Source organism: Sphingomonas sp. PP-CC-1A-547 (assembly GCF_003610375.1).
In the GTDB taxonomy this organism is placed as follows: Bacteria; Pseudomonadota; Alphaproteobacteria; order Sphingomonadales; family Sphingomonadaceae; genus Sphingomonas.
In genome coordinates this window covers 227,399-252,331 of the sequence record NZ_RAPZ01000013.1, presented here as the reverse complement: position 1 = coordinate 252,331, position 24,933 = coordinate 227,399, and the positions used below count along the sequence as shown (strand labels likewise).

Annotated in this window: 25 protein-coding genes; 14 read left to right on the top strand and 11 right to left on the bottom strand. The window is 66.1% G+C overall.

Going from position 1 to position 24,933, the window contains the following annotated elements; genetic code table 11:
* The first annotated feature begins 14 nt into the window (after positions 1–14).
* Entirely contained in the window at positions 15–860 is an 846-nt protein-coding gene (locus C8J39_RS14635; RefSeq protein WP_120301114.1) for an oxidoreductase, read from the top strand.
* Between the two features lie 269 nt (positions 861–1,129).
* Here the strand turns inward: C8J39_RS14635 and C8J39_RS14630 are convergent, their stop codons facing one another.
* Positions 1,130–1,807, bottom strand: coding sequence for a dienelactone hydrolase family protein (locus tag C8J39_RS14630; protein WP_120301113.1), 678 nt, complete (start codon positions 1,805–1,807; stop codon positions 1,130–1,132).
* A gap of 289 nt (positions 1,808–2,096) precedes the next feature.
* Here C8J39_RS14630 and C8J39_RS14625 point away from each other — a divergent pair, with 289 nt between their 5' ends.
* The 5 genes from C8J39_RS14625 to C8J39_RS14605 all read left to right on the top strand — a co-directional run bounded on the left by C8J39_RS14625 (position 2,097) and on the right by C8J39_RS14605 (position 7,098).
* Complete coding sequence (locus C8J39_RS14625) at positions 2,097–2,666, top strand: F0F1 ATP synthase subunit delta (RefSeq protein ID WP_380781916.1); 570 nt, start codon at positions 2,097–2,099, stop codon at positions 2,664–2,666.
* Between the two features lie 4 nt (positions 2,667–2,670).
* Complete coding sequence (gene atpA / locus C8J39_RS14620; protein WP_120301111.1) at positions 2,671–4,200, top strand: F0F1 ATP synthase subunit alpha; 1,530 nt, start codon at positions 2,671–2,673, stop codon at positions 4,198–4,200.
* Positions 4,201–4,324: 124 nt separating this feature from the next.
* Positions 4,325–5,218, top strand: a complete 894-nt coding sequence (locus C8J39_RS14615; RefSeq protein ID WP_056065178.1) for a F0F1 ATP synthase subunit gamma — start codon at positions 4,325–4,327, stop codon at positions 5,216–5,218.
* Between the two features lie 17 nt (positions 5,219–5,235).
* Entirely contained in the window at positions 5,236–6,717 is a 1,482-nt protein-coding gene (gene atpD / locus C8J39_RS14610) for a F0F1 ATP synthase subunit beta (RefSeq protein WP_120301110.1), read from the top strand.
* Between the two features lie 126 nt (positions 6,718–6,843).
* On the top strand, positions 6,844–7,098 hold the full coding sequence (locus C8J39_RS14605) for an ATP synthase F1 subunit epsilon (protein ID WP_056488477.1): 255 nt from the start codon (positions 6,844–6,846) through the stop codon (positions 7,096–7,098).
* A gap of 6 nt (positions 7,099–7,104) precedes the next feature.
* Here the strand turns inward: C8J39_RS14605 and C8J39_RS14600 are convergent, their stop codons facing one another.
* Genes C8J39_RS14600 through C8J39_RS14590 form a run of 3 tightly spaced genes read right to left on the bottom strand, consistent with a single transcriptional unit; the run spans position 7,105 to position 11,903 of the window.
* On the bottom strand, positions 7,105–8,181 hold the full coding sequence (locus C8J39_RS14600; RefSeq protein WP_120301109.1) for an acyltransferase: 1,077 nt from the start codon (positions 8,179–8,181) through the stop codon (positions 7,105–7,107).
* A gap of 47 nt (positions 8,182–8,228) precedes the next feature.
* The gene (locus C8J39_RS14595; RefSeq protein WP_120301108.1) at positions 8,229–10,400 is read right to left on the bottom strand and encodes a primosomal protein N'; all 2,172 of its coding nucleotides are present in this window, start codon (positions 10,398–10,400) and stop codon (positions 8,229–8,231) included.
* Positions 10,401–10,442: 42 nt separating this feature from the next.
* Positions 10,443–11,903, bottom strand: coding sequence for a diguanylate cyclase domain-containing protein (locus tag C8J39_RS14590; protein ID WP_120301107.1), 1,461 nt, complete (start codon positions 11,901–11,903; stop codon positions 10,443–10,445).
* Positions 11,904–11,982: 79 nt separating this feature from the next.
* Here C8J39_RS14590 and C8J39_RS14585 point away from each other — a divergent pair, with 79 nt between their 5' ends.
* Positions 11,983–12,870: a tyrosine recombinase XerC gene (locus C8J39_RS14585; RefSeq protein WP_165895247.1), complete on the top strand. Its 888-nt coding sequence runs from the start codon at positions 11,983–11,985 to the stop codon at positions 12,868–12,870.
* Here the strand turns inward: C8J39_RS14585 and C8J39_RS14580 are convergent.
* The 4 genes from C8J39_RS14580 to rsmI form a co-directional block, all read right to left on the bottom strand.
* On the bottom strand, positions 12,867–13,466 hold the full coding sequence (locus tag C8J39_RS14580) for a DedA family protein (protein WP_120301105.1): 600 nt from the start codon (positions 13,464–13,466) through the stop codon (positions 12,867–12,869). The genes C8J39_RS14585 and C8J39_RS14580 overlap by 4 nt on opposite strands.
* A 197-nt stretch (positions 13,467–13,663) precedes the next feature.
* Complete coding sequence (gshB, locus tag C8J39_RS14575; RefSeq protein WP_120301104.1) at positions 13,664–14,617, bottom strand: glutathione synthase; 954 nt, start codon at positions 14,615–14,617, stop codon at positions 13,664–13,666.
* 64 nt (positions 14,618–14,681) lie between these two features.
* The gene (locus C8J39_RS14570) at positions 14,682–15,089 is read right to left on the bottom strand and encodes a YraN family protein (protein WP_120301103.1); all 408 of its coding nucleotides are present in this window, start codon (positions 15,087–15,089) and stop codon (positions 14,682–14,684) included.
* Between the two features lie 42 nt (positions 15,090–15,131).
* The gene (gene rsmI / locus C8J39_RS14565) at positions 15,132–15,977 is read right to left on the bottom strand and encodes a 16S rRNA (cytidine(1402)-2'-O)-methyltransferase (protein WP_120301240.1); all 846 of its coding nucleotides are present in this window, start codon (positions 15,975–15,977) and stop codon (positions 15,132–15,134) included.
* A gap of 10 nt (positions 15,978–15,987) precedes the next feature.
* On the opposite strand from rsmI, the gene C8J39_RS14560 reads away from it, so the two are divergent.
* Positions 15,988–17,187, top strand: coding sequence for a penicillin-binding protein activator (locus C8J39_RS14560; protein ID WP_120301102.1), 1,200 nt, complete (start codon positions 15,988–15,990; stop codon positions 17,185–17,187).
* 60 nt (positions 17,188–17,247) lie between these two features.
* Here the strand turns inward: C8J39_RS14560 and hemW are convergent, their stop codons facing one another.
* Positions 17,248–18,420, bottom strand: a complete 1,173-nt coding sequence (hemW, locus tag C8J39_RS14555) for a radical SAM family heme chaperone HemW (protein ID WP_120301239.1) — start codon at positions 18,418–18,420, stop codon at positions 17,248–17,250.
* Positions 18,421–18,463: 43 nt separating this feature from the next.
* Here hemW and C8J39_RS14550 point away from each other — a divergent pair, with 43 nt between their 5' ends.
* Both C8J39_RS14550 and C8J39_RS14545 read left to right on the top strand, forming a co-directional pair.
* The gene (locus C8J39_RS14550; protein WP_120301101.1) at positions 18,464–19,021 is read left to right on the top strand and encodes a CAP domain-containing protein; all 558 of its coding nucleotides are present in this window, start codon (positions 18,464–18,466) and stop codon (positions 19,019–19,021) included.
* 154 nt (positions 19,022–19,175) lie between these two features.
* Entirely contained in the window at positions 19,176–19,886 is a 711-nt protein-coding gene (locus C8J39_RS14545) for an EAL domain-containing protein (protein ID WP_120301100.1), read from the top strand.
* Positions 19,887–19,996: 110 nt separating this feature from the next.
* On the opposite strand, the gene rdgB is transcribed toward C8J39_RS14545, so the two are convergent.
* Positions 19,997–20,632, bottom strand: a complete 636-nt coding sequence (rdgB, locus tag C8J39_RS14540) for an RdgB/HAM1 family non-canonical purine NTP pyrophosphatase (protein WP_120301099.1) — start codon at positions 20,630–20,632, stop codon at positions 19,997–19,999.
* On the bottom strand, positions 20,629–21,345 hold the full coding sequence (gene rph, locus C8J39_RS14535) for a ribonuclease PH (protein WP_056055360.1): 717 nt from the start codon (positions 21,343–21,345) through the stop codon (positions 20,629–20,631). Before rph ends, rdgB begins: the two co-directional genes overlap by 4 nt.
* Before the next feature lie 203 nt (positions 21,346–21,548).
* Between rph and hrcA the strand changes: the two genes are divergently transcribed.
* The 4 genes from hrcA to C8J39_RS14515 all read left to right on the top strand — a co-directional run bounded on the left by hrcA (position 21,549) and on the right by C8J39_RS14515 (position 24,906).
* The gene (gene hrcA / locus C8J39_RS14530) at positions 21,549–22,592 is read left to right on the top strand and encodes a heat-inducible transcriptional repressor HrcA (RefSeq protein WP_056055363.1); all 1,044 of its coding nucleotides are present in this window, start codon (positions 21,549–21,551) and stop codon (positions 22,590–22,592) included.
* 25 nt (positions 22,593–22,617) lie between these two features.
* Positions 22,618–23,157 carry a nucleotide exchange factor GrpE gene (gene grpE / locus C8J39_RS14525; protein WP_120301098.1) on the top strand — a complete coding sequence of 180 codons (540 nt, stop codon included), beginning with the start codon at positions 22,618–22,620 and terminating at the stop codon, positions 23,155–23,157.
* Positions 23,158–23,335: 178 nt separating this feature from the next.
* The gene (locus tag C8J39_RS14520; protein ID WP_120301097.1) at positions 23,336–24,559 is read left to right on the top strand and encodes a threonine synthase; all 1,224 of its coding nucleotides are present in this window, start codon (positions 23,336–23,338) and stop codon (positions 24,557–24,559) included.
* A gap of 107 nt (positions 24,560–24,666) precedes the next feature.
* Entirely contained in the window at positions 24,667–24,906 is a 240-nt protein-coding gene (locus tag C8J39_RS14515) for a hypothetical protein (protein ID WP_056065145.1), read from the top strand.
* Positions 24,907–24,933: the final 27 nt, after the last annotated feature.

Sequence of the window (24,933 nt, the reverse complement as noted above, 5' to 3'; positions counted from 1 at the left end):
ACGAAAGATGTCTCATGGCCTCCGACACGCCCGTTTGGTTCATTTCCGGCTGCTCGACCGGTTTCGGTCGCGAACTCGCCAAGCTCGTGCTCGCGCGCGGTTGGCGTGCGGTGGTGACCGCGCGGGATGCGGATCGTGTCGCCGATCTGGCGGAGGGCGCCGAGGACCGTGCGCTCGCGCTGTCGCTCGACGTGACGGAGCAGGCGCAGATCGACGATGCGGTCGCGCAGGCCAAGGCCAAGTTCGGGCGGATCGACGTGCTCGTGAACAATGCGGGCTACGGCTATCAGGCATCGGTCGAGGAGGGCGAGGACTCGCAGATCCGGGCGCAATTCGATGCGAACGTGTTCGGGTTGTTCGCGCTGACCCGCGCGGTGCTGCCGATCATGCGGGGGCAAAAGAGTGGCAACATCATCAACATCACGTCGGTTGCTGGTCAGGTCGGGTTTCCGGGGTCGGGCTATTACGCCGCGTCGAAGCATGCGGTCGAGGGTTGGTCCGACGCGTTGCTGGCGGAGGTGAAGCCACTTGGGATCGACGTGACGTGCGTGGAGCCGGGGCCGTTCCGGACGGATTGGGCTGGGCGGTCGCTGAAGCAGACGCCTGTGAAGATCGCCGACTATGCGGATACGGCGGGCAAGCGGCTGGATGGGACGCGAGAGGTTAGCGGGACGCAGGCGGGTGACCCGGTGCGGGCGGGCGAGGCAATGATCGCGCTGACCGAGGATGCGAACCCGCCGCGGCACTTGGTGCTGGGGGCTTGGGGGTATGATGCGGTGACGAAGAAACTGGCGGAGCGGTTGAAGGAGATCGAGGCGCACAAGGCGGATAGCCTTGGGGCTGATTTTCCGGGCGAGTGATTTCGGAGGATTGGGAGAGAGTTGTTTCCCCGCGAAGGCGGGGACCCAGACTGGGCTCCCGCCTTCGCGGGAGAACAAGGAAACAGAGGCTGGCTTCACATCTGTAGCGCCAGCCTGCGCCGAGGCCCGCTACCATAGCCACCACCCCGGCGAAGGCCGGGGTCCAATTGGGGGACGTTGCTAACTGAGCGCGTCCTCCAATTATTGCCACCTTTCCAATTGGGCCCCGGCCTTCGCCGGGGTGGCGTTCGTGTTGGGGAAGAGGCCGCTCAGCCGCCATTGGCGCGGAACAGGTCCAGCGTGCGCTGCTTCGCCAAGTCCGCACTCGGTTCGTGATAATCCTTCCGCCGGTCCGAATTGAACCCGTGCCCCGCTTCGTAAACGTACACCGTCGCATTCGGCCAATCCTTGGCGATGACCTGCTCGACGCCCTCCATCGGGATGCCGTGGTCGTGGCGACCGAAGTGCAGGATGACCGGCACCTTCGGCTCCTCGTCCGCCGCGGCCGGAATCATGCTGCCGTAATAGCCGCTCGCCGCCGCCACGCCGGTGAGCTTGGTCGAGGCGAACCACGCGACCGAGCCGCCATAGCAATAGCCGACCACGAACACCGGTCCGGCGGGGGCGAGCGTGTCGATGCAGGTCTGGACGTCCTTCAGCGATAGCTCGAACGGGTGAAGCTGCCGTGCGAGTTCGACGCCACGCGCGAGGCCGTCGCCTGAATAGTCCGCCTCGAAGCCGGGATGCTCGCGGTCGAACAGGGCCGGTGCCAGGACCTCGTAGCCGTCGGTGGCGTACTCATCGCAGAGGTCGCGGATGTGGTCGGTTACGCCGAAGATTTCCTGCACCAGCACGAGGCCACCGCGCCGCTCCCCGGTCGGCTGCGCGTGATAGACCGCGACGGTCGCGCCGTCGGACATCTGCATCGTTTCCATCGTGCCGGTCATTCTGATTTCCTATTCGTCATGCCGGACTGGTTCCGGCATCCACCGTGCCACATGAGCAACAGGCGTCGGGTTTAGCGGAGGGGTGGACCCCGGAACAGGTCCGGGGTGACACAGTTTGTGTGGAAGCCGATGACAAAACAGTCACAAACCCGTCCCCCCGACCCTCCCGCCGGGTTGCCAATCCGCGAACCCGATGCTACCCGCGCCGCGTCCCATGAGAGGTGCTTTCGCGCCCTCTTCCCCCGTGGGGCGGCACTATTTTCGGTTTCAGGCGAGGATTCAAAGGTCCGTGGAGACAATTCCCGGTAACGTCGGCGGCGCTATTCAGGCGAGCTTAGGTGGGCGGTATGCGCTCGCCCTGTTCGAACTGGCGCGTGACGCCAAGACGATCGACACGGTCGAGTCGAGCCTGGCGAACGTGCGCGACGCGCTCGCGCAGTCGGAGGACTTCCGCACGCTGACGTCCAGCCCGATGGTGTCGCGTGGCGCCGCCGTGAAGGCGGTCTCCGCAGTCGCCGACGAACTCGGCGTCGATGCGACCACCAAGAGCTTCCTCGGCGTGCTCGCCGAGAACCACCGGCTGGGCGCGCTGCCGAAGATCATCAAGGCATTCCGGACACTTGCCGCGCAGCATCGCGGCGAGATCGCGGCCGAGGTGACGTCCGCGCATCCGCTGACCGACGAGCAGGTGATCGAGCTGAAGCATCAGCTCCGCCAGCGGGTCGGCCGTGAAGTTTCCGTCGACCTCAGCGTCGACCCATCGTTGCTGGGTGGACTCGTCGTCCGCGTCGGCAGCCAGATGATCGATTCGTCGATCAAGACGCGTCTCAACACTCTCGCGCACGCGATGAAGGGCTAAGCTAATGGATATCCGCGCCGCAGAAATCTCGAAGATCATCAAGGATCAGATCGCCAATTTCGGCACCGAGGCCCAGGTCAGCGAGACCGGCCAGGTGCTGAGCGTCGGCGACGGCATCGCGCGCATCTTCGGCCTCGACAACGTCCAGGCCGGCGAGATGGTCGAATTCTCGAACGGCGTGCAGGGCATGGCGCTCAACCTCGAGGCCGATAACGTCGGCGTCGTGATCTTCGGGAGCGATTCCGAGATCAAGGAAGGCGACATCGTCAAGCGCACCGGCACGATCGTCGACGTGCCGATCGGCAAGGAGCTGCTCGGCCGCGTGGTCGATGGCCTCGGCAACCCGATCGACGGCAAGGGCCCGATCCACACCACCGAGCGCAGCCGCGTCGAAGTGAAGGCACCGGGCATCATCCCGCGCCAGTCGGTCAGCGAGCCGGTCCAGACCGGGCTTAAGGCAATCGACGCACTCGTCCCCGTCGGCCGCGGCCAGCGCGAGCTGATCATCGGCGATCGCCAGACCGGCAAGTCCGCCGTCGCGATCGACGCGTTCATCAACCAGAAGATCGCCAACGCCGGCGACGACGAGTCGAAGAAGCTGTATTGCGTCTATGTCGCGATCGGCCAGAAGCGCTCGACCGTCGCACAGCTGGTCAAGACGCTCGAAGAGAATGGCGCGATGGAATATACCATCGTCATTGCCGCGACCGCGTCGGACCCCGCACCGCTCCAGTATCTCGCACCGTACACCGGCGTCGCGATGGGCGAGTATTTCCGCGATCGCGGCATGCACGCGCTGATCTGCTACGACGATCTTTCGAAGCAGGCGGTCGCGTATCGCCAGATGTCGCTGCTGCTGCGTCGTCCTCCGGGCCGTGAAGCATATCCGGGCGACGTGTTCTATCTCCACAGCCGTCTGCTCGAGCGTGCGGCGAAGATGTCGGACGCGAACGGCGGCGGCTCGCTGACCGCGCTGCCAATCATCGAGACGCAGGCGGGCGACGTTTCGGCGTACATCCCGACCAACGTGATCTCGATCACCGACGGCCAGATCTTCCTCGAGACCGACCTGTTCTTCTCGGGCGTGCGTCCGGCGATCAACGTCGGCCTGTCGGTGAGCCGCGTCGGTTCGGCCGCACAGACCAAGGCGATGAAGAAGGTGTCGGGCTCGATCAAGCTCGAGCTGGCGCAGTACCGCGAGATGGCGGCGTTCGCGCAGTTCGGGTCGGATCTCGATGCATCGACGCAGAAGCTGCTCAACCGCGGCGCGCGTCTGACCGAGCTGCTGAAGCAGGCACAGTTCTCGCCGTTGCCGTTCGAGGAGCAGACCGTGTCGATCTTCGCCGGCACCAGCGGCTATCTCGACAAGGTGCCGGTCAACGACGTGACCCGCTACGAGCAGGCGCTGCTGGCCGACATGCGTACGAACCATGCCGACGTGCTGAAGCTGATCCGCGATACCCGCGACCTGGGTAACGAGGCGAAGGACAAGCTGAAGGCAGCGCTCGAAGCGTTCGCTAAGACGTTTGCATAAGTAAAACTCCCTCTCCCCGCTGGGGAGAGGGTCGGGGTGAGGGGTAGTACCGCGAGGTGCCGCTCCCGTGGCAGCCCCTCACCCCAACCCTCTCCCCGGAGGGGCGAGGGAGCAGGAAGAGAAGATGGCATCACTTAAGGCCCTCAAGATCCGCATCGGCTCGGTGAAGTCGACGCAGAAGATCACCAAGGCGATGAAGATGGTCGCCGCTGCGAAGCTGCGCCGTGCGCAGGACGCGGCGGTTGCCGGGCGTCCGTATGCCGAGCGTCTCGAAGCGGTGATGGCGAGCCTCGCGGGGCGCGTCGGGATCGCGCCGGGCGCGTCGCCGCTGCTCGCGGGCACCGGCAAGGACCAGGTCCACCTGATCGTCATTGCGACGTCCGAGCGCGGCCTCGCGGGTGCGTTCAACACCAACATCGTCCGCGCGGCTCGCCGCAAGGCCGAGGAACTGATCGCGGCCGGCAAGACCGTCAAGTTCTATGTCGCCGGCAAGAAGGGGCGCGTGATCAAGCGCTTCTTCCCGAACGACATCCTCGCCGATCACGAGATGGGGCAGATCAAGCGGCTCGCGTTCAGCGATGCGCAGGAAATCTCCGAGGACCTCATCAAGCGCTTCGGCGAAGGTCAGTTCGACGTCGCGCATCTGTTCTACGCGAAGTTCGTGTCGGCGCTGGTGCAGGTCCCGACCGGCATCCAGATCATCCCGATCCCGCTGTCGGCGATCCCCGGCGCGGAAGCCAAGCCGGGTGCGCCAGCAGAGGCCGTGGTCGAATATGAGCCCGACGAGGAAGCTATCCTCGCCGATCTCCTGCCGCGCAACGTCGCGATCCAGATTTTCCGCGCGCTGCTCGAAAACGCAGCGTCGGAGCAGGGTTCGCGCATGAACGCGATGGACAACGCCACGCGCAATGCCGGCGATATGATCACGCGCCTCTCGATCCAGTATAACCGTACCCGCCAAGCCGCGATCACGACCGAGCTGGTCGAAATCATCTCGGGCGCCGAAGCGCTCAAGTAAGTCCAAGGAAGCAGACAATGGCAACCGCCCCAGAGACCCTCGGAACCACGCTCGCCCCCAAGGCCACGAACAACACCGGCCGCATTTCGCAGGTCATCGGTGCCGTCGTCGACGTGCATTTCCCCGACAATTTGCCCGCCATTCTGTCGGCGCTCGAAACCTACAATAACGGCAACCGCCTCGTGCTCGAAGTCGCGCAGCATCTCGGCGAGAACACCGTTCGCACGATCGCGATGGACGCCACCGAGGGTCTGACCCGCGGCCAGACCGTCACCGACACCGGCTCGCAGATCCGCGTGCCGGTCGGCCCGAAGACGCTCGGCCGCATCCTGAACGTCATCGGCGAGCCGATCGACGAGCGTGGCCCGGTCGGCGCAGAGACGACCGCCCCGATCCATGCGTCCGCGCCGCTGTTCGTCGACCAGTCGACCGAGAGCGCGATCCTGGTCACCGGCATCAAGGTCATCGATCTACTCGCACCGTATGCGAAGGGCGGCAAGATCGGCCTGTTCGGCGGCGCCGGCGTCGGCAAGACCGTGCTGATCCAGGAGCTGATCAACAACATCGCCAAGGGTCACGGTGGCACCTCGGTGTTCGCAGGGGTAGGCGAGCGTACCCGCGAGGGTAACGATCTGTACCACGAGTTCCTCGACGCGGGCGTCATCGCCAAGGATGCCGACGGCAATCCGCAGTCGGAAGGCTCGAAGGTCGCGCTGGTGTTTGGCCAGATGAACGAGCCGCCAGGCGCGCGCGCTCGCGTCGCGCTGTCGGGCCTCACGATCGCCGAGTATTTCCGCGACGTCGAGGGCCAGGACGTGCTGTTCTTCGTCGATAACATCTTCCGCTTCACGCAGGCGGGCGCAGAGGTTTCGGCATTGCTCGGTCGTATCCCGTCCGCCGTGGGCTATCAGCCGACGCTGTCGACCGACATGGGCGCGCTGCAGGAGCGCATCACGTCGACCAACAAGGGGTCGATCACTTCGGTGCAGGCCGTGTACGTTCCCGCAGACGATCTTACCGATCCGGCGCCGGCAACGTCGTTCGCGCATCTCGATGCGACGACCAACCTCAACCGCGCGATCTCGGAGCTGGGCATCTACCCGGCAGTCGATCCGCTCGACTCGACGAGCCGTCTGCTCGAGCCACGCGTCGTCGGCCAGGAGCATTACGACACTGCGCGTGCGGTCCAGTCGACGTTGCAGAAGTACAAGTCGCTGCAGGACATCATCGCGATTCTCGGCATGGACGAGCTGTCCGAAGAGGATAAGCTCACCGTCCAGCGTGCGCGTAAGATTCAGAAGTTCCTGAGCCAGCCGTTCCACGTCGCCGAGGTCTTCACCGGCATCAGCGGCAAGTTCGTTCAGCTCGAGGATACGGTCCGGTCGTTCAAGGCCGTGGTCGAGGGCGAGTATGATCACTTGCCAGAGGCGGCGTTCTACATGGTCGGCGGTATCGACGAAGCCGTCGCCAAGGCCGAAAAGATGGCTTCCGAGGCTTAAGCCTTTCTAGCTCCCTCTCCCCTCCGGGGAGAGGGTTGGGGTGAGGGGTCGCCACAAGCGCCTTCGCCCGGTACTGCCCCTCACCCCGACCCTCTCCCCGCAGGGGAGAGGGAGAAGGCGAACAAGATGCTGCATTTCGAACTCGTCACGCCAGAAAAGCTCGTCCGCTCGGAGGAGGTCTACATGGTCGTCGTCCCCGGCACCGAAGGCGATTTCGGCGTCCTCGAAGGCCACGCGCCTTTCATGTCGACGGTCCGCGACGGCGGCGTGCAAATCTTCCGCACGCAGAACGGCACCCCCGAAATCATCGCGATCAAGGGCGGCTTCGCCGAGGTCAACGCCAAGGGCCTGACCGTCCTCGCCGAACACGCCGGCGAATAACGCCTGTCAGGCGAGCGCTGGTGCTCGCCTGATCGATACTGACGGGCGATGCCGCAACCGCGCCAGCAGCGGCCGCTCGATCCACCGATGCACCGCCAATCCCAGCATCGTCGACGCGACGATGAACGCCAGCGCGAACGGATAGGGTGACATGGTTGGGGCATAGCCTCCGACGATCCAGAGCAGCGCGATCAGGCAGGGATGGGTTAGGTACGTCGAATAGGACGCATCGCCCACGCGCGCGACGATCCGTTCGCACCGTCCCTCCGCCGATGTGTCGATCACCCCGACTACCACCAGTGCCCAGGGAATGCCCCACGTCCAGGTCCGCGCGAGGCCCGAGGTACCGGCAACGGCAACCTCGATCTGAAGCGATAGCGGCACGCCCAGTCCGAAGGCGATCCCGACCACCAGCAGCACGGTCCCGATGACGAGCGCGGGCGTCGCATAGCGTGCGCTGATCCCGTTGCGCCAAGCCATCCACACACCCACGCCTAGCGCAAATTCGAGCAGGAGCGGGTTCAGCAGCAGCCTCAAAGGCGCCCAGCCGGGATGAACGACGCTGCCGATCAGCGCCAACGCCACCGTGAGGGCTAGCAGCATTTCGACACGGCGCTGCGGCGCCCGCATGGCAACCGCCACGATGGCGTAGAACGCGAATTCGAACCCGAGCGTCCAGCCGGGATACAGCGCGGGAACATGGTAGCCCGCTCCGTCGAGAACGGGCAGCACGGTGATCGACATCCACGCCGCCGGAACGGTCAACGGGTCGTGCATGATCATCATGTAGACTGCGCTGACGCACGCGAACAACGGCACGATCCGCAGCCATCGCTTCGCTAGGAACCGCCACGAATCAGCGTCCGCGGTCGCCAGCGACTGCGCCATGACGAACCCGCTGATGACGAAGAACAGGTCGACCCCGCTCGCACCGAACATCGATAGATTGGGGACAGACGGTACGAACTTGCCGGTCAGTGCGACCGGCCCGGAATCGATCATGTCGGACGCGTGCATCAGCAACACGAGCGTCGCCGCGAGTGCGCGAAGCCATTGGATGGGTGCGATGCGGGACGGCGTCATCCGGCACGCATACCGGGCCGAGCGTTAAGGCCGCGTTGCCCGCACGATCAGAGGAAATTATACGGGTCGACGTCCACCGTCACCCGCGCCTTGGAAGGCCATTCCAGCTTCCCCAGCCAGTCCCGTATGACGTCCTGCACGTCCAGCGCTCGCCGCGCATGGACGAGCAGTCGGTAGCGATGCCGGCCGCGCAGCATCGCCAGCGGGGCGGGGGCGGGGCCGTAAACGTGCATGCCGTCGACTTCGGGCGCACTGCGGCCGACGAGCTTGGCCGTCTCGTGCGCGCAGGACTGGTCCTCCGACGACACCACGATCGCGGCATAGCGCCCGAACGGCGGCGCGCCTGCATCCTTCCGCGCGTCCGTTTCCGCGGCGTAGAACGCGTCGGCATCGCCGGTAATCAGCGCCTGCATGACCTGTGCGCTGGGGCTATGCGTCTGGATGAAGACGTGCCCCGGCTTTTCGCCACGCCCGGCGCGCCCCGACACCTGCCGGATCTGCTGGAACGTGCGCTCCGCAGCCCGCAGATCGCCGCCGTCGAGCCCCAAATCCGCATCGACCACGCCGACCAGGGTGAGGTTCGGAAAGTGATACCCCTTCGTCACGAGCTGCGTGCCGACGACGATGTCGATATCCCCCGCCTCCATCCGCCCGACGAACTCCGCCGCCTTGGCCGGGGACCAGATCGTGTCGGACGTGACGACGGCCGTCTTCGCCTCGGGGAACAACGCCGTTACCTCGTCGGCGATTCGTTCGACGCCGGGCCCGCACGCGACCAGCGTATCCTCGCCCTTGCACTCGGGACACACGCGCGGCGTCGGTTCGGCATGGCCGCAATGGTGGCAGGCGAGGCGGCGCGTGAGGCGGTGTTCGACCATCCAGGCGGTGCAGTTCGGACATTGAAATCGGTGCCCGCACGTCCGACACAGCGTCAGCGGCGCGTAGCCCCGCCGGTTGAGGAACAGCAGCGACTGCTCGCGCCGTTCAAGCGTCTCCTGCATCGCCTTCACCAGTCGCGGGGCCAGCCAGCGGCCGCGTTCGGGCGGTTCCTTGATAAGATCGATCGGTTCGATCGTCGGCATCTCCGCCGCCCCGAACCGGCCGGGCAGCTTCAACTCCGCGTAGCGCCCGGTCGCGACCTGCTGGCGGGTCTCAATCGCGGGCGTCGCGGAGGCAAGGATGACCGGGCATCCCTCGAACTTGCCGCGCATCACCGCCACGTCGCGCGCGTGATAATGCACGCCCTCTTCCTGCTTGAAACTGGTCTCGTGCGCCTCGTCGACCACAATCAGTCCAAGGTCGCGGTACGGCAGGAACAGCGCCGATCGCGCCCCCACCGTCACCAGCGCCTCACCGCTCGCGATCGCTCGCCACGCACGCCGACGTTGGGTCGAGCGGAGTCCCGAATGCCACGCGATCGGCTCGCAGCCGAAGCGGTCGTGGAAGCGCTTGAGGAAAGGCTCGGTCAGCGCGATCTCGGGAAGCAGCACCAAAGTCTGGCGACCGTCGCGGATCGCCTGCGCCACCGCCTCGAAATACACCTCGGTCTTGCCCGACCCGGTGACGCCGTCGAGCAGCGTTGGGTGGAACGCATGCTCGGCCACGCCAGCGACCAGGACATCGGCTGCTGCTCGCTGGTCTTCTGACAAAGTCGGCTCATGATGCTGCGGGTCGGGCACGGGGTAGGGGTTGTCGATGCTCACCTCGACCGCCTCGATCGCGCCGACCTTCACCAGCCCGCGGATCACCGCGTCGCTCACCTCGGCGATCGTCGCGAGTTCGCGGATCAGGCCCTGCCGGTCACCGATCCGCTCGAGCGCCTGCTCGCGCTGTGGCGTCAGGCGAGGGGGCACGACCCCGGTAGAACGATACTCAACAGCGGTTCGTGCCCCCTCCAGCGCCGAGGTGGACGCCAGCGTCATCCGCAACACCGAAGCCGCGGGCGCGAGGTAATAATCTGCGGTCCACTCGACTAGCCGCCGCAACGGCGCCCCCAGAGGCGGTACGTCGGCGACCGCGAGCAGATTGCGCAACCGGTTGTCGCCCACCTCCGCATCCGACGGCATCCGCTCCGCCTCCCACACCACGCCGAGCAACTGCCGGGGCCCCAGCGGCGCGACCACGACCGAGCCGGGCTCGACGCTCATGCCCGCCAGCACGCGGTAGTCGAGCGGCCCGAGGGCGGCGTTGAGGATCAGGACACGGGCGCGGGACGACATCGTGTCGGTATATGGGGACAGATCGACTCCGCGTGAACCGCTTTACGCAGCGCTTCGTCGGTCGGATCGTCGGCGTTCGCCTACCCGCGCACGCTTTGCCTGGTACAGCACCGTGTCCACGCGGTGGACGAAGTCGCGGATCGAGTGGCAATCAGGCGTTAGTGCGGCGATCCCGACCGTGCCGGCGCTGACCATCGCCAATCCGTTCATGGAAATGGGAAACCGCAGCGATTCCTCCAGCCGCGCACAGATTCGTGCGGGTGTCGCGGCAAGCACTGGATCTTCGATCAGCACGGCAAACTCGTCGCCACCGAGCCGCGCAACGAAGCTGCCCATCAACCACTGCGCCTGAAGTTCCCGCCCAACGCCGCGCAGTACGTCGTCGCCGGCGGTATGCCCAAGCGTATCGTTGATAGCCTTGAAGCCATCGAGATCGACCAGTGCCAGCAACAGCGGCGTTCCCTCGGCATGCGCGCGGGATATCGCCCGGTCGAGCACGCGATCGAACGCCGCACGGTTGGCGATCCCGGTCAGCGAATCGGTATCAGCGGTCCGTCGCAATGTCGTTTCAAGCGCATGGCGCTCTGTGACATCCTGAAATACCCCGACAAACCCAACGGCTGTATTGTTGTCGATCTCAAGTTCGCCCAGCACGCGGACCCTACGCGGTTCATCCTTTGCTGTCAGGAAGTCGACCTCGATATCGAACGGCCTACCTGTTTCCAATGTCGAGGCCATCGAGGCGTTCAGCTCGTCCCTCGCGTGCGGCGGATAAAAGCCCATCGCGATTTCCATTTCTGGCACGGGACCAACGGGCAGGCCGTAGATGTGGAACACGCCGTCCGACCAAGCCATCTCCTGATGATCGAGCGAGGCTTGCCAGGACCCCATCGCAGCCATCCGTTCAGCCTGACGGAAAATCCGGTCCTGGCGTTCGAGCGCTGCGGCTTGCCGGTCGGCGGTGGTGGCGATCGCAATCGCCTGATTCGCGGCGGAGCGCGCCGCGATCGCCGTTTCCGCCAGCGTTGCCAGATGCATCAGCGCGCGGCGGCCGGCATCGTTCAGACTGCGCGGCGCCGTATCGATGACGCATATTGTGCCGATCGCATGACGCTCACCCCGGCCATCGATCGCATGGATCGCAGCACCTGCATAAAAGCGAGCGCCCCGCTCGGCCATGACCAGCGGGTTCATGGCAAACCGCGAATCGATGTCGAGGTCTTCGATGACGAGCGGATCGTCGTTCTGGATCGTGTAGGCGCACATACCGATATCGCGACTGATTTCGCCGCGTTCGCCGCCGGTTGCGGCCTTGATCCATAGTCGATCGCTGTCGACCAGGGTCATCAGCGCGATCGGGCACCCAAGCATTTCTGCCGCCAGCGCGACGAGCGCATCGAATTCGCGTTCCGGCTCGCTGTCGAGCAAGGCCAGTGCGTGAAGCGCGGCCACGCGCCGCTTTTCATCGGCGAAGGACTCGGACTGGAAATCGGTAGCGGACATGGCACTGACTATCGCGATGGAGTTAATTTTCTTTGCCGAAGGAACGCGTTACTGTGCTTGTATGGATAATACGGAAACGATGCCACCGTCTATGCTTTGGGCGGACCACCTCGCCCGCGACCGTCGGCGGTCGGAGCATACGGTGCGGGCGTACCAGGCATCAGCGGAGCGGTTGGCCGCGTTCCTGGTCGGGCATTGGGGCGAGCGGATCACGCGCGGGGCGCTGGCACGGGTGACGGCGACGGACCTGCGGGCGTACCTGACGCAGCGTCGCGAGGCGGGGTTGGGCAACGCATCCGCGGCGCGCGAATTGTCGGCGGTGCGGGGGTTTCTCGCCTGGGCGAACGAAGGCGCGGAGCAGCCGCGGATGCGGGGGCCGCGCGTGAAGGCGGGCGTGCCGCGACCGATCTCGCCGGCCGAAGCGGTCGCGTTGGCCGAAGAGGTGGCCGACGACGCGGCGGAGCCGTGGATCGGCGCGCGCGACTGGGCGGTGTTGCTGCTGCTGTACGGCGCAGGGTTGCGAATCGGCGAGGCGTTGACGTTGCGGGGCGATATCCTGCCGCTCGGCGAGACGATCCGGGTGACGGGCAAGCGCGCCAAGACGCGCGTGGTGCCCTTGTTGCCGCAGGTGCGTACGGCAATCGAAGCATATGTCGCGCAGACGCCGTGGCCGGTTACGCGCGGCGAACCGTTGTTCCGTGGGGCGAAGGGCGGGGCGTTGTCGCCAGTCATGATCCGCCGCGCGGTGCAGTCGGCGCGAGCACGGTTGGGGCTGGGCGATCGGACGACGCCGCATGCCCTGCGGCACAGTTTCGCGACGCATCTGCTGGGGCGGGGGGCGGATCTGCGGGCGCTGCAGGAGTTGCTTGGTCATGCGAGCCTGAGTTCGACGCAAGTCTATACGCAGGTCGATGCCGCGCACCTGATGGACGTGTACCGCAACGCCCACCCGCATGGCGGCGTCTAGCCCTTCGGTTTCCAGGTCAGTACGCGCCAGCCATAGCCGATGATGATGACGACGAACGTCGCCACCGCGACCGGCCCGACATAGCGATCGAGCTCCTCGAAATGCGAACCGAGCAGGATGCCGGCATAGGCCAGCACGGTGTTCCAGATCGCGCTGCCCGCCGCGGTCCAGATCACGAACTGCCAGATCGGCATGCGTGTCATCCCGGCGGGCAGTGAAATGACGGTGCGGAAGGTCGGCATGAACCGGAATACGAAGATCACCCAGCCACCGCGCTTCATGAAGAAGCGGTGGATCTTCTCGACGTCGGACCATTCCATCGTCAGCCAGCGGCCGTTGCGCTCGATGAACGGGCGGAAGCGCTCGTAGCCAATGTTGCGGCCGATATAATACCAGAAGTAGTTGCCGACGACCGAGCCCGCGGTGCCCCAGGCGATAAGCGGAACGACGCTCATGTCGCCGCGCGCGACGGCCATGCCGCCGAGCCCCATGATCACTTCGGACGGCACCGGGGGCACGATATTCTCGAGCGCCATCAACAGGAAGATACCGAAATATCCGCCCCAGGCGATGAGATCGAGGATGAATTCGGTCATGGGTATGAGATACTGCCGGGACGCCGAATGGGTTCCGCCGACATCACACCACCCCGGCGAAGGCCGGGGCCCAATTGAGGGACGGTTATGACGGAGGACGGCGCTCCGTTACTGCAACCTTGCCAACTGGGCCCCGGCCTCCGCCGGGGTGGTGGTCTTCTGACCGTTGGGCGTACCAGCTCCAACTCGCGCTGAAATTACCGCGCCGCGACCTTCGCCTCGATCGCATCCCAGATCATCCCCGCGACATCGGTCCCATCGAAGTTCGAGATCGCGACGATCCCTGTGGGCGACGTCACGTTGATCTCGGTCAGCCACGTCCCGCCGATCACGTCGATCCCGACGAACAGCAACCCACGCTTCTTCAGTTCCGGCCCGAGCACCGCGCAGATCTCGCGCTCCTTGTCGGTCAGTTCCGACTTTTCCGCTGAGCCGCCGACCGCGAGGTTCGAACGGATCTCGCCTTCGCCCGGTAGGCGGTTGATCGCACCCGCGACCTCGCCGTCGATCAGCACGATGCGCTTGTCGCCCTTCGCGACGTCGGGGAGGAACGCCTGCACCATGTGCGGCTCGCGCCACGTCATGTTGAAGACCTCCATCAGCGCCGACAGGTTCGCGCCGTCCGATTCGACTTTGAAGATCGCCTTGCCGCCATTGCCGTGCAGCGGCTTGATGACGATCGCGCCGTACTCGGCGAGGAATTTCCGCGCCTCGTCGAGCGAGCGCGTGACGAGCGTCGGCGGCATGAATTGCGGGTAATCGAGGACGAACACCTTCTCTGGCGCGTTCCGCACCTGTGCCGGATCGTTCACGACGAGCGTCTTGTCCGCGATCCGCTCGAGCAGGTGAGTCGCGGTGATGTAGCCGAGATCGAACGGCGGATCCTGCCGCATCAGCACGACGTCGGCCTCGTCGCCGAGGTCGAGGTTCACGGATTCGCCGATGCTGAAGTGATCGCCAACGACGCGCTGCACGGTGACGGGATGCGCCTTCGCCCAGACCTTGCCGTCGCGGTAGTTCAGGTCCTCGGCCGAGTAATGGAAGAGCGTATGGCCACGGTCCTGCGCGGACAGCATCAGCGCGAAGGTCGAATCGCCGGCGATGTTGATGCTGTCGAGCGGGTCCATCTGGACGGCGACGGTGAGGCTCATGCGTCTTCCTTCTGTTCGGTCGAGCGCATGTAGGCGCGGGCGGGCGCGAAGTCACCGGGCGGCGTCACCCAATCCAGGCATTCTCGATATGCCGCGGGCGGGTGCCGGGGGCGAGCAGGATCACGTCGACGCGGATATCGTCGCCGGGTCCGGCATAGCGCGGCATCAGGTATTCCGCTGCTGCTGCCACGCGGGCGAGGCGGCGTTCGTCGATCGCGAAGTCGAGTTCGGCGGCGGTCGCGCGGGTTTTTACTTCGACGAAAGCAATGAGGTTTCCTTTTCGCGCGACGAGGTCGACTTCGCCGGCGGGGGTGCGGACTCGGCGATCGAGGATGCTCCAGCCCTTGAGGCGGAGCCACCACCCCGCCAGCCGCTCGCCGCGACGCCCGGTCGCCTCCGCAACCTGGCGGTCCTGCGTGTTCCCCTTCCGCTTGCGGGAGGGGCTAGGGGAGGGCGGGGGCGGCACGTCCATGGCATGCCCTCCCCCGACCCCTCCCGCAAGCGGGAGGGGAGATCAGGCCTTTGGCTTCAATTCCAGCGCCCGAGCATACAGCGCCTTGCGGTCGAGCCCGAGCTTCTTGGCCACCTCGCTCGCAGCCTGACCGGTGGACAGGCGGGTGAGTGCTTCGATCAGCGCCGCATCACCGTCCTCGGCACTGGCCGGTGGCGCCTCGCCGGGTGGCGCGACGACGATCACGATCTCTCCTCGCGGCGGCGCATCCGCATAACGCGCCGCTAGGGTCGAGAGCGTGCCGGTCACCGCCTCCTCGAACTTCTTGCTGATCTCGCGCGTCACCGCCGCCTCGCGGTCGCCGAGCCCCTCCGCCAGCGCCGCGAGACAGGCCCCAAGCCGCGGCCCCGACTCATACATCACCAGCGTCGCGCGGATCGTCGCCACCTCCGCGATCGCCTCAGCCCGCGCGTGCATTTTCGACGGCAGGAACCCGACGAACAGGAACCGGTCGGTCGGCAGCCCCGCCAGCGTTAGCGCCGCCACCGCCGCGCACGGCCCCGGAATTGTCACCACCAGATGCCCCGCCGCCCGCGCATCACGCACCAGCTTGAATCCGGGATCGGAAATCAACGGCGTCCCCGCATCCGACACCAGCGCCACCGCCTGCGTGGCCATCCGGGCGATCAGCGCCGGGCGCACGCCCTCCGCGCTGTGATCGTGATACGGCACCATCGGCGTCTTCGTGACGATATGGCGGAGCAGACCGGCGGTGACGCGGCTGTCCTCGACCGCGATCACGTCGGCGCGGCGGAGGATGTCGGCGGCGCGCGGCGACAGATCGCCAAGATTGCCGATCGGGGTCGCGACGATGTAGAGGCCGGGATCGAGAAGAGTTTCAGGGTTCATGGGGACGGTCATGGCAGACGCGACGACGATACGGCAACCACGCGCATTCATCCGCTGGGCCACCCTCACGGCCGCATGTTTGCTCGGCGCGTGCCAGACGATCGTCCCACGCGGCCCCGTCGAGCCGACGCAGCAGCGCCCGACCACGCGCCCCGTCGATCGGCCCGAGATCGGCGTCGAGACCGGCATTCCTCGCGATGCCGAGCGCAATCGCGTCGCGCTGCTCGTGCCGCTGTCGGGTAGCAACGCGGGCGTCGGTACCTCGATCGCCAACGCGACGATGCTGGCCTTGCTCGACACGCAGAACCAGCGCGTTCGCATCACCAACTACGACACCGCGACCGGTGCCGCCGCCGCCGCGCAGCGTGCGATCGCCGAGGGTGCGCAGCTGATCCTCGGGCCTTTGCTCGCCGACGACGTCCGTGCGGTCGCGCCGATCGCGCGCGCCGCTAAAATCCCGGTGCTGAGCTTCTCCAACGATCTCGGCGTGGCGGGCAACGGCGCCTACCTGATGGGCTATGTCCCGACCCAGTCGATCGCGCGCGTCGTCGACTTCGCCAAGGAGCGCGGCGTCAGCAACTTCGCCGGCTTGGTCCCCAACGGGCTCTACGGCGAGCGTGCATCGACAGCATTCCTCCGCGCGGTCGAGGGTGCGGGCGGCCAAGTCGTCTCGCTCCAGACCTACGCGCGCGGGCCCGGGGGCATTTCCGGCGCCGTCACGCGGCTTGCGGCGAAAGCCCCCTATGATGCTGTCCTGATCGCCGATGGTGGCGCCACCGCGGCGTCGGCAGCGGCAATGGTCAAGCGCGGCAGCGGCGCTTCGACGCGTATCCTCGGCACCGAACTCTGGAATTCGGACACCGCAATTGCCGCCAAGGCAGCGCTCAACGGCGCCTGGTATGCGAGTGTTTCGGACACGCTGTACCGCCAATATGCCGCCAAATATCGCGCACGGTTCGGGGCAGGGCCGTACCGCCTGTCGAGCCTCGGTTATGATTCAGTCCTGCTGACGGTCCGCATCGCGCGCGACTGGAAGCCCGGTACGCCGTTCCCGGTCAATCGCCTGCGGGACGGCGACGGCTTCGCCGGCATCGACGGCGCATTCCGCTTCGGCAAGGACAACGTCGCCGAGCGCGCGCTCGAGGTGAAGGAAATTCGGGGCGGTACGACCACAGTCGTCTCGCCCGCACCGGCCGGGTTCGGGAAGTAAACTTGTTCACCCGCGAAGGCGGGTGCCCAGACTGGGCTCCCGCCTTCGCGGGTGAACAAATTAGGCGGTGACGATCTCCGGCAGGATCGCGTCGAGTAGGAGTGCGCCGGCTTCGGTAACCCGCAGGCGCCCCGGCGAGTGAACGATCAATCCGAGCGCCTCGAGCCGAGCCACCGCAGCTAGGTCGACCGGTATCACGCCCGCGTTCAGCTCGGTGATCCGGTCCAGATCGACTCCTTCCGCCAACCGCAACCCCATCAGCAACGCCTCGGTCGCGCGCGTCGACGGCGTCAGCGGATCCTCGACCTCCATCCCGTGGCCGTTGCGCTCGATCGCTGCCAGCCAGTTCTCCGGCTTCTTCCGCCGCACCGTCGCCAGCCCGCCCCGACGCCCATGCGCGCCAGGCCCGATTCCCGCGTAATCCTGGTACCGCCAGTAAGCGAGATTGTGGCGGCTCTCCGACCCCGGCCGTGCATGGTTCGACGTCTCGTACGCTGGCAACCCCGCCGCGGCGGTATCGGCGCGTGTCGCCTCGAACAGATCGGCGGCCGAATCGCCATCCGGGATCACGATCCGCCCCGCCAGAGCCTCGGTCGCGAACCGTGTGCCGGCTTCGATCGTCAGCTGATACAGTGAGAGATGTTCTGTCCCCAGGCTCAACGCGCGCGCCAGTTCTGCGCGCCAATCGTCGAGCCGTTGGCCGGGAAGCGCATAGATCAGGTCGAAACTGACGCGCGGAAAGACACTCTGCGCGGTCGCCAGCGCAGCCTGTCCCTCGTTCACGTCATGCGCACGCCCCAGAAACTTCAGCGCCCGATCGTCGAGCGATTGCAGCCCCAGCGACACCCGGTTCACCCCGGCGCGCGCCAAATCCGCAAACCGCGCCGCCTCGACCGAAGACGGATTAGCCTCCAGCGTAATCTCGATTCCCTCCGCGAACCCCCAGGCCTTTTCCGCTGCATTGAGAACCGCCGCGACAGTCGACGGCGGCATCAGCGACGGCGTGCCGCCCCCGAAGAAGATCGACTGCAACTTTCGTCCCGGCAACACGCCCGCCTCATGCGCAAGGTCGGTGAGCAGCGCATCCCGCCACGCGGCCTGGTCCACCTCTTCCCGAACATGGCTGTTGAAGTCGCAATACGGGCATTTCGACACGCAGAACGGCCAGTGGACGTACAGCGCGAGGTCGCCGGGGGAATCGGACCGGGGGCTTGGTGTTTCGAAGACGGGCATTATCTCGCGCATATGGTCGCACGGGGCGGCCGAAGGAAGCGCAATGACGGCACGGATGGGTTTGGCGATCGCCGGGGCGCTTTTGCTGGCAGGCTGCGCGCAGGGCCCCGAGCGTGTCGTCGAGCGGCGCGACACGATGGCGCCGGCACCGCGCGGTGCGAGCCTGCTCAAGACGGCGATGATGGACGGCCACAACGCCGCGCGCGCCGCCGTCGGCGTGGCGCCGCTTACCTGGAGCGATACGCTGGCGACCACCGCGCGCGCCTATGCCGAGGAGATGGCGCGGACCGGCAAATTCGCGCACGCCCCGCAACCCCAGGGCATGTCGCGCGAAGGCGAGAACCTCTGGACCGGCACGCGCTATGCCTATGCGTATACCGAGATGATGGGGCACTGGGTCGCAGAGAAGCGCGATTTCATCAATATGCCGACCCCCGGGTTCAGCCGCACCGGCGAGTTCGAGGACGTCGCGCACTACACGCAGATCGTCTGGCGCGGCTCGACCCAGGTCGGCTGCGCGATGGCGAGCAACAAGACCGACGACTATCTGGTGTGCCGCTACTCGCCGCCCGGCAACGTATTTGGCGAGCGCGCCTATTGATCTGGAGCAAGCCGGTAGACCCACATTGGTCGCACTTTCTTAAGCGATCGTCGGCTAACCTGTTTTAATGATACCAGTATCCAAACCCGATGGTGCTCGGCTCGCTGGCTGCGTCGGATGCAGAGACGGCGCCGGGCTGTCGTTTGCCTTCTCGATGGCGTTCCAGCCGATCGTCGATGTCGAGACCGAGACCGTCTTCGCCTACGAAGCACTGGTGCGCGGTCCCGAAGGCCAGTCGGCGGCCAGCGTGCTGGGGCAGGTCGATGCGGCGAACCTCTATGCGTTCGATCAGCAATGCCGGGTGCGCGCGATCGAGGCGTCGGTGAAGGCCGGGCTGCTCGATACGCCCGCGCGACTGTCGATCAACTTCCTCCCGAACGCGGTCTATTCGCCGGCCGCGTGCATCCAGCTGACGCTGAAGACGGCGGGCGCAGTCGGGATGCCGACCGATCGGCTGATCTTCGAGTTTACCGAGAACGAGGAGATGCTTGATCCCGCGCACGTTGCGAACATCATCGCGACGTATCAGAAGATGGGTTTCGGCACGGCGCTCGACGATTTCGGCGCGGGGCATGCCGGGCTCAACCTGCTCGCGCGGTTCCAGCCGGACATCATCAAGCTCGACATGGAGCTGATCCGCGACATCGACACGAGCCTGCCGCGGCGGATGATCGTCGAGGGGATGCTGCGGATGTGCACCGCGCTGGGAATCACGGTGATTGCCGAGGGGGTCGAAACGCTTGGCGAGTTCGATGCGCTGCGGGGGCTCGGCGTGCGGTATATCCAGGGGTATCTGCTGGCGAAACCGGCGTTCGAGGCGCTGCCTACGGTGACGTGGCCGGTGAAGCAGGCGATCGCGGTTTAGACAGGGTCAGTCCCAGGTGTTCTCCCGCGAAGGCGGGAGCCCAGGGTCAAGAGCGTGACATTCGTGGCTTCTGGGCCCCCGCTTTCGCGGGGGAACAGGCAGTAAGTCTATCAAAACACCGCGGCTTCGAGCAACTTGAACGCCTCGTTCCGGTGGCTGATCGCGTTCTTCGTCTCGTGCGGGAGTTCGGCATAGGTCTGGTCGTAGCCGAGCGGCACGAACACTGGATCGTACCCGAACCCGACATCCCCACGCGGCGGCCAGACGAGCGTACCCTCGGCACGCCCCTCGAACCACTCGACATGACCGTCGGGCCACGCCAGCGCCAGCACGCTGACGAAATGCGCGCCGCGCGTCGCATCCGGCCCCTTTGCAACGACCGCGTCCTCGACCTTCTGCATCGCCATCATCCAGTCGCGACCCTTCGGCGTTTCCGCCCAATCCGCCGTGTACACACCCGGATCGCCGTTCAGCGCATCGACGCACAGCCCGCTATCGTCCGCTAGTGCGGGGTAGCCCGACAGGTCGGCGGCTGAGCGTGCCTTCAGTTCGGCGTTCGCGAAGAAGGTGGTGCCCGTTTCGACGGGTTCCGGCAGGTCGAGTTCGGCCGCCGAAACGACCTCCAGCCCACGCCCTTCAAGCAACGTGGCGATCTCGCGGACCTTGCCCTTGTTGTGGCTGGCGATGACCAGCTTGCCCGGTGCGAGCTTGCGGATTGCCTGCGGTTCCTTGCCTTCGCCGCTCACTTTGCGACGGCTTTCGCCTGCGCCGCGAAAATGTCGGTGCAACCGATCCGCGCGAGACGCAGCAGGCGGAGCAGCGCCTCCTCGTCGTACGTAGCGCCTTCGGCAGTCGCCTGCGCCTCGGCGATGTTGCCGTTCTCCAGCAGCACGAAGTTCGCATCCGCATCCGCACCCGAATCCTCGATATAGTCGAGGTCGAGCACCGGATTGCCCTGGTAGATGCCGCAACTGATCGCGGCGACCTTCTGCGTCAGCGGGTCGGCGGTCAGCTTGCCGCTCGCGAGCAAGCCGTCGATCGCGAGCCGGAGTGCGACCCAGCCACCCGAGATCGACGCGGTGCGTGTGCCGCCGTCCGCCTGGATCACGTCGCAGTCGATCACGATCTGGCGCTCGCCGAGCAGCTTGAGGTCGACGACTGCGCGGAGCGAACGCCCGATCAGCCGCTGGATTTCCTGCGTGCGGCCCGACTGCTTGCCCTTGGCGGCCTCGCGGTTGTTGCGCGTGTTGGTGGCGCGCGGGAGCATGCCGTATTCGGCGGTCACCCAGCCTTCGCCCTTGCCGCGCATGAACGGCGGGACCTTCTCCTCGACGCTGGCAGTGACGAGCACTTTCGTGTCGCCGAAGCCGATCAGGACGGAGCCTTCGGCATGCTTGGTGAAGCGCGGCTCGATCGTGATCGCACGCATCTGGTCTGGGGCGCGGCCGGATGGGCGCATAGTCGGTGTCCTAAAAATTTTCCGTTCGTCCTGAGTAGCTGCTGAGCTTGTCGAAGCGGCGTATCGAAGGATCGGCCCGCTTGGAGCACATCCTTCGATGCGGGCCTTCGACTTCGCTCAGTCCCTACTCAGGACGAACGGGTGGTGGGCAATATGGTGTGCCTAGCCTTTCGCATTCCCGCTCGCCAGCCTAGATCAAAGCGATGGCCACGCCCCCTGTCACCGAACTGACCGATCGCGCGCGCGACATTTTTCGCGCGGTCGTCGACAGCTATCTCGCGAGCGGCACGCCGGTCGGGTCGAAGACGATCGCGCAGCTGACCGGCCTCAGCCTCTCGCCCGCCTCGATTCGCGGCGTGATGGGCGAACTCGAAGGTCTCGGCCTGCTCGCCAGTCCGCATACCAGCGCCGGCCGCATGCCGACCGACCGCGGCCTACGGCTGTTCGTCGACGGCATGATGCAGGCGATGGAGCCGTCGTTCGAGGAGCGCCAGACTATCGAGGCGCGTGCGGGCGTCGGTGGCCCGGTCGAGGAGGCGCTCGCCGCGACCACGCTTGCGCTGTCGGGGCTGTCGGCGTGCGCGGGGCTGGTGATGGTCCCCAAGCGCGAGTTGAAGCTCCGCCAGATCGCATTCGTCGCGCTGTCGCCCGAACAGGCGCTGGCGGTGCTGGTCAGTGAGGATGGCTCGGTCGAGAACCGCGTGATCGCACTGCCCAAGGGCATGTCGCCGTCCGCGCTGGTCGAGGCGGGCAACTACATGTCGGCGACGCTCGGCGGGCTGACGCTGGCGGATGCACGGACCCGGATCGAGCGCGAGTTGGCGGACGGGCAGGCGGCGCTCGACGGCGCGGCGCGGACGCTGGTCGAGCGCGGGATCGCGGTGTGGAGCGAGGATGCGGATCGCCGCCCGGTGCTGATCGTGCGTGGGCAGGGGCGGTTGATCGATGCCGCCGCCGCCGCCGATCTCGACCGGGTCCGCGACCTGCTCGACGATCTTGAGGGAAAGCAGGAAGTCGCATCGCTTCTGGACAGCGCGCGGGCCGGTGATTCGACGCGGATTTTCATCGGCGCGGAGACCAAATTGTTCGCGTTGTCAGGGTCTTCGGTCATCGCCAGGCCGTTCCGCGGATTGGACGGTCGGGTGGTCGGCGTGGTCGGTGTCATAGGCCCGACGCGGTTGAACTATGCGCGCGTCGTGCCCATGGTGGATTTCACGGCTGCAACGCTCGCCCGGTTGATGGGTTGAGCCGGCCCAATTTATAGGGAAAACCATGTCCGACATCGACCAGAACACGCCTGCAGACCTGCGCGAAGAGACCGCCGAAGCCGCGCCTGAAGTGGCTTCGAACGACCGCGTCGCTGAGCTCGAGAACCAGCTTGCCGAAGCCAAGCAGAACGTCCTCTACGCGCAGGCCGAGATTCAGAACGTCCGCCGCCGCGCCGAGAAGGAAGCGCAGGACGCGCGCGCCTATGCCGCCACGGCGTTCGCGCGCGACGTGCTGTCGGTCGCGGACAATCTCGCGCGGGGCTTGTCGGCGATCCCGGCGGACCTGCGCTCGGACGAGAAGATGAAGGGCCTTGTAACCGGGCTCGAAGCGACCGGTCGCGAGCTGGAGAGCGTGTTCCAGCGCCACGGCATCACCAAGATCGCCGCGGAAGGCCAGATGCTCGATCCGAACAAGCACCAGGCCATGCTCGAAGTCCCGAGCGATCAGCCTGCCGGGACGATCGTCCAGGAAATGCAGGCGGGCTACATGATCAAGGACCGACTGCTGCGTCCCGCCATGGTCGGCGTCGCCAAGGCTGGCTGAATCCGCCCCGGAACGGGGGGGGTGACCGCCACGCGCTTGCGTGGTGGTGGAGGGGGCTCACCTCCCGCGTACCATCTGCGGCCGGGGGCCTGCGTAGAGCGTTACGAACGCGGCACGCCCCCTCCACCAGCTGCGCTGGTCCCCCTCCCCTTGCAGGGCAGGATTTGAAAGTCAGTCCATGAACCAGAACCTCACGACCGATCGCCAGACCTTCGTCACGCATCTCGAATGCTCGATCACCGGGGAGCAGTATGAGGCGGACCAGCTTCATGGGCTGTCGCGCGCCGGGCGACCGTTGCTGGTGCGCTACGACCTCGACGCGGTGCGGTCGTCGGTTTCGCGCGACACGATCGAGGCGCGGCCTACCGACCTGTGGCGGTGGCGTGAACTGCTCCCCGTCCGCCACACGGCCAACATCGTCAGCCTTGGCGAAATTGAGACCCCGCTAGTGCCGCTGACCAAGTCCGGCGGGCCCAACGTGCTCGTGAAGGACGAAGGCCGCCTCCCGACCGGCAGCTTCAAAGCTCGAGGTCTCGTCATGGCCGTCGCGATGGCGAAGGAACTGGGCGTCACGAAGATCGCGATGCCGACCAACGGCAACGCTGGCGCGGCGCTGGCGGCGTACGCGACGCGGTGCGGGATCGAGACGATCGTGTTCTGCCCCGACGACACGCCCGAGATCAACGTCCGCGAGATCGCGATGCAGGGCGCGCGAGTCTGGCGGGTCAACGGCCTCATCGACGATTGCGGCGCGATCGTGGGGAAGGGCGCCGCAGAAGGCCGCTGGTTCGATTTCTCGACGTTGAAGGAGCCCTACAGAATCGAGGGCAAGAAGACGATGGGTCTCGAACTCGCCGCGCAGTTCGGCTGGAAACTGCCCGACGCGATCTTCTACCCGACCGGCGGCGGCACCGGGCTGATCGGCATGTGGAAGGCGTTCGACGAACTCGAGAAGCTCGGCTGGATAGGCTCGGAGCGCCCGAAGATGTTCGCGGTGCAGGCGAGCGGCTGCGCGCCGATCGTCCGCGCGTTCGAGGCGGGCGAGGAGCATGCCGAGCGTTGGGAAGACGCCAGCACCGTCGCCGCCGGCATCCGCGTGCCGAAGGCGGTCGGCGATTTCCTGATCCTCCGCGCGGTTCGCGAGAGCGGCGGGCAGGCGCTCGCGGTCGGCGATCCGGCGATCCTGAAGGCGGTCGATGCGGCGGCGAAGCAGGATGGGCTGCTGTTGTGCCCCGAGGGCGGCGCGACGCTGGCGGCGTATCATCAGGCGCTGAACACCGGGCTGGTCGACGAGGACGACAAGGTCGTTCTTTTCAACTGCGCGACCGGATTGAAATATCCGATGCCCGAGGCCCCGCAAGCGCTTGATAGAACACGACCTATCGATTTCGACGCGCTGTAATCGGCAGATTACTGCCGATCGGGTGGGTGTCGATCTACCAGATCGGTGGTTGAAATTGATCCATGTTGTCTGCAACGGGGCGCCCTTCTTTACAAAAGGGGTCCCCAATGCAGAAAATCGTCCAGGTCGTTTGTGTCGTGCTCATCGCGGCCGCGGTGATGTTCGGCGGGCGTTGGTACATGTACGTCGCGCGCGGCTCCAGCCCGTATGACGAGGTTGGTATCGCGCTAAACGGCTATGCGCCGGGCCCGATGCGCGCCTGGGGCTGCCACAAGATGCAAGCGCGGTTCCCGGGCCAGTTGCCGCCTTACGGGTGCGCCGGGCCGGATGGTCGTAGCTGGCTGTAAAGCCAGACGCGTCATCGAATATTCCGT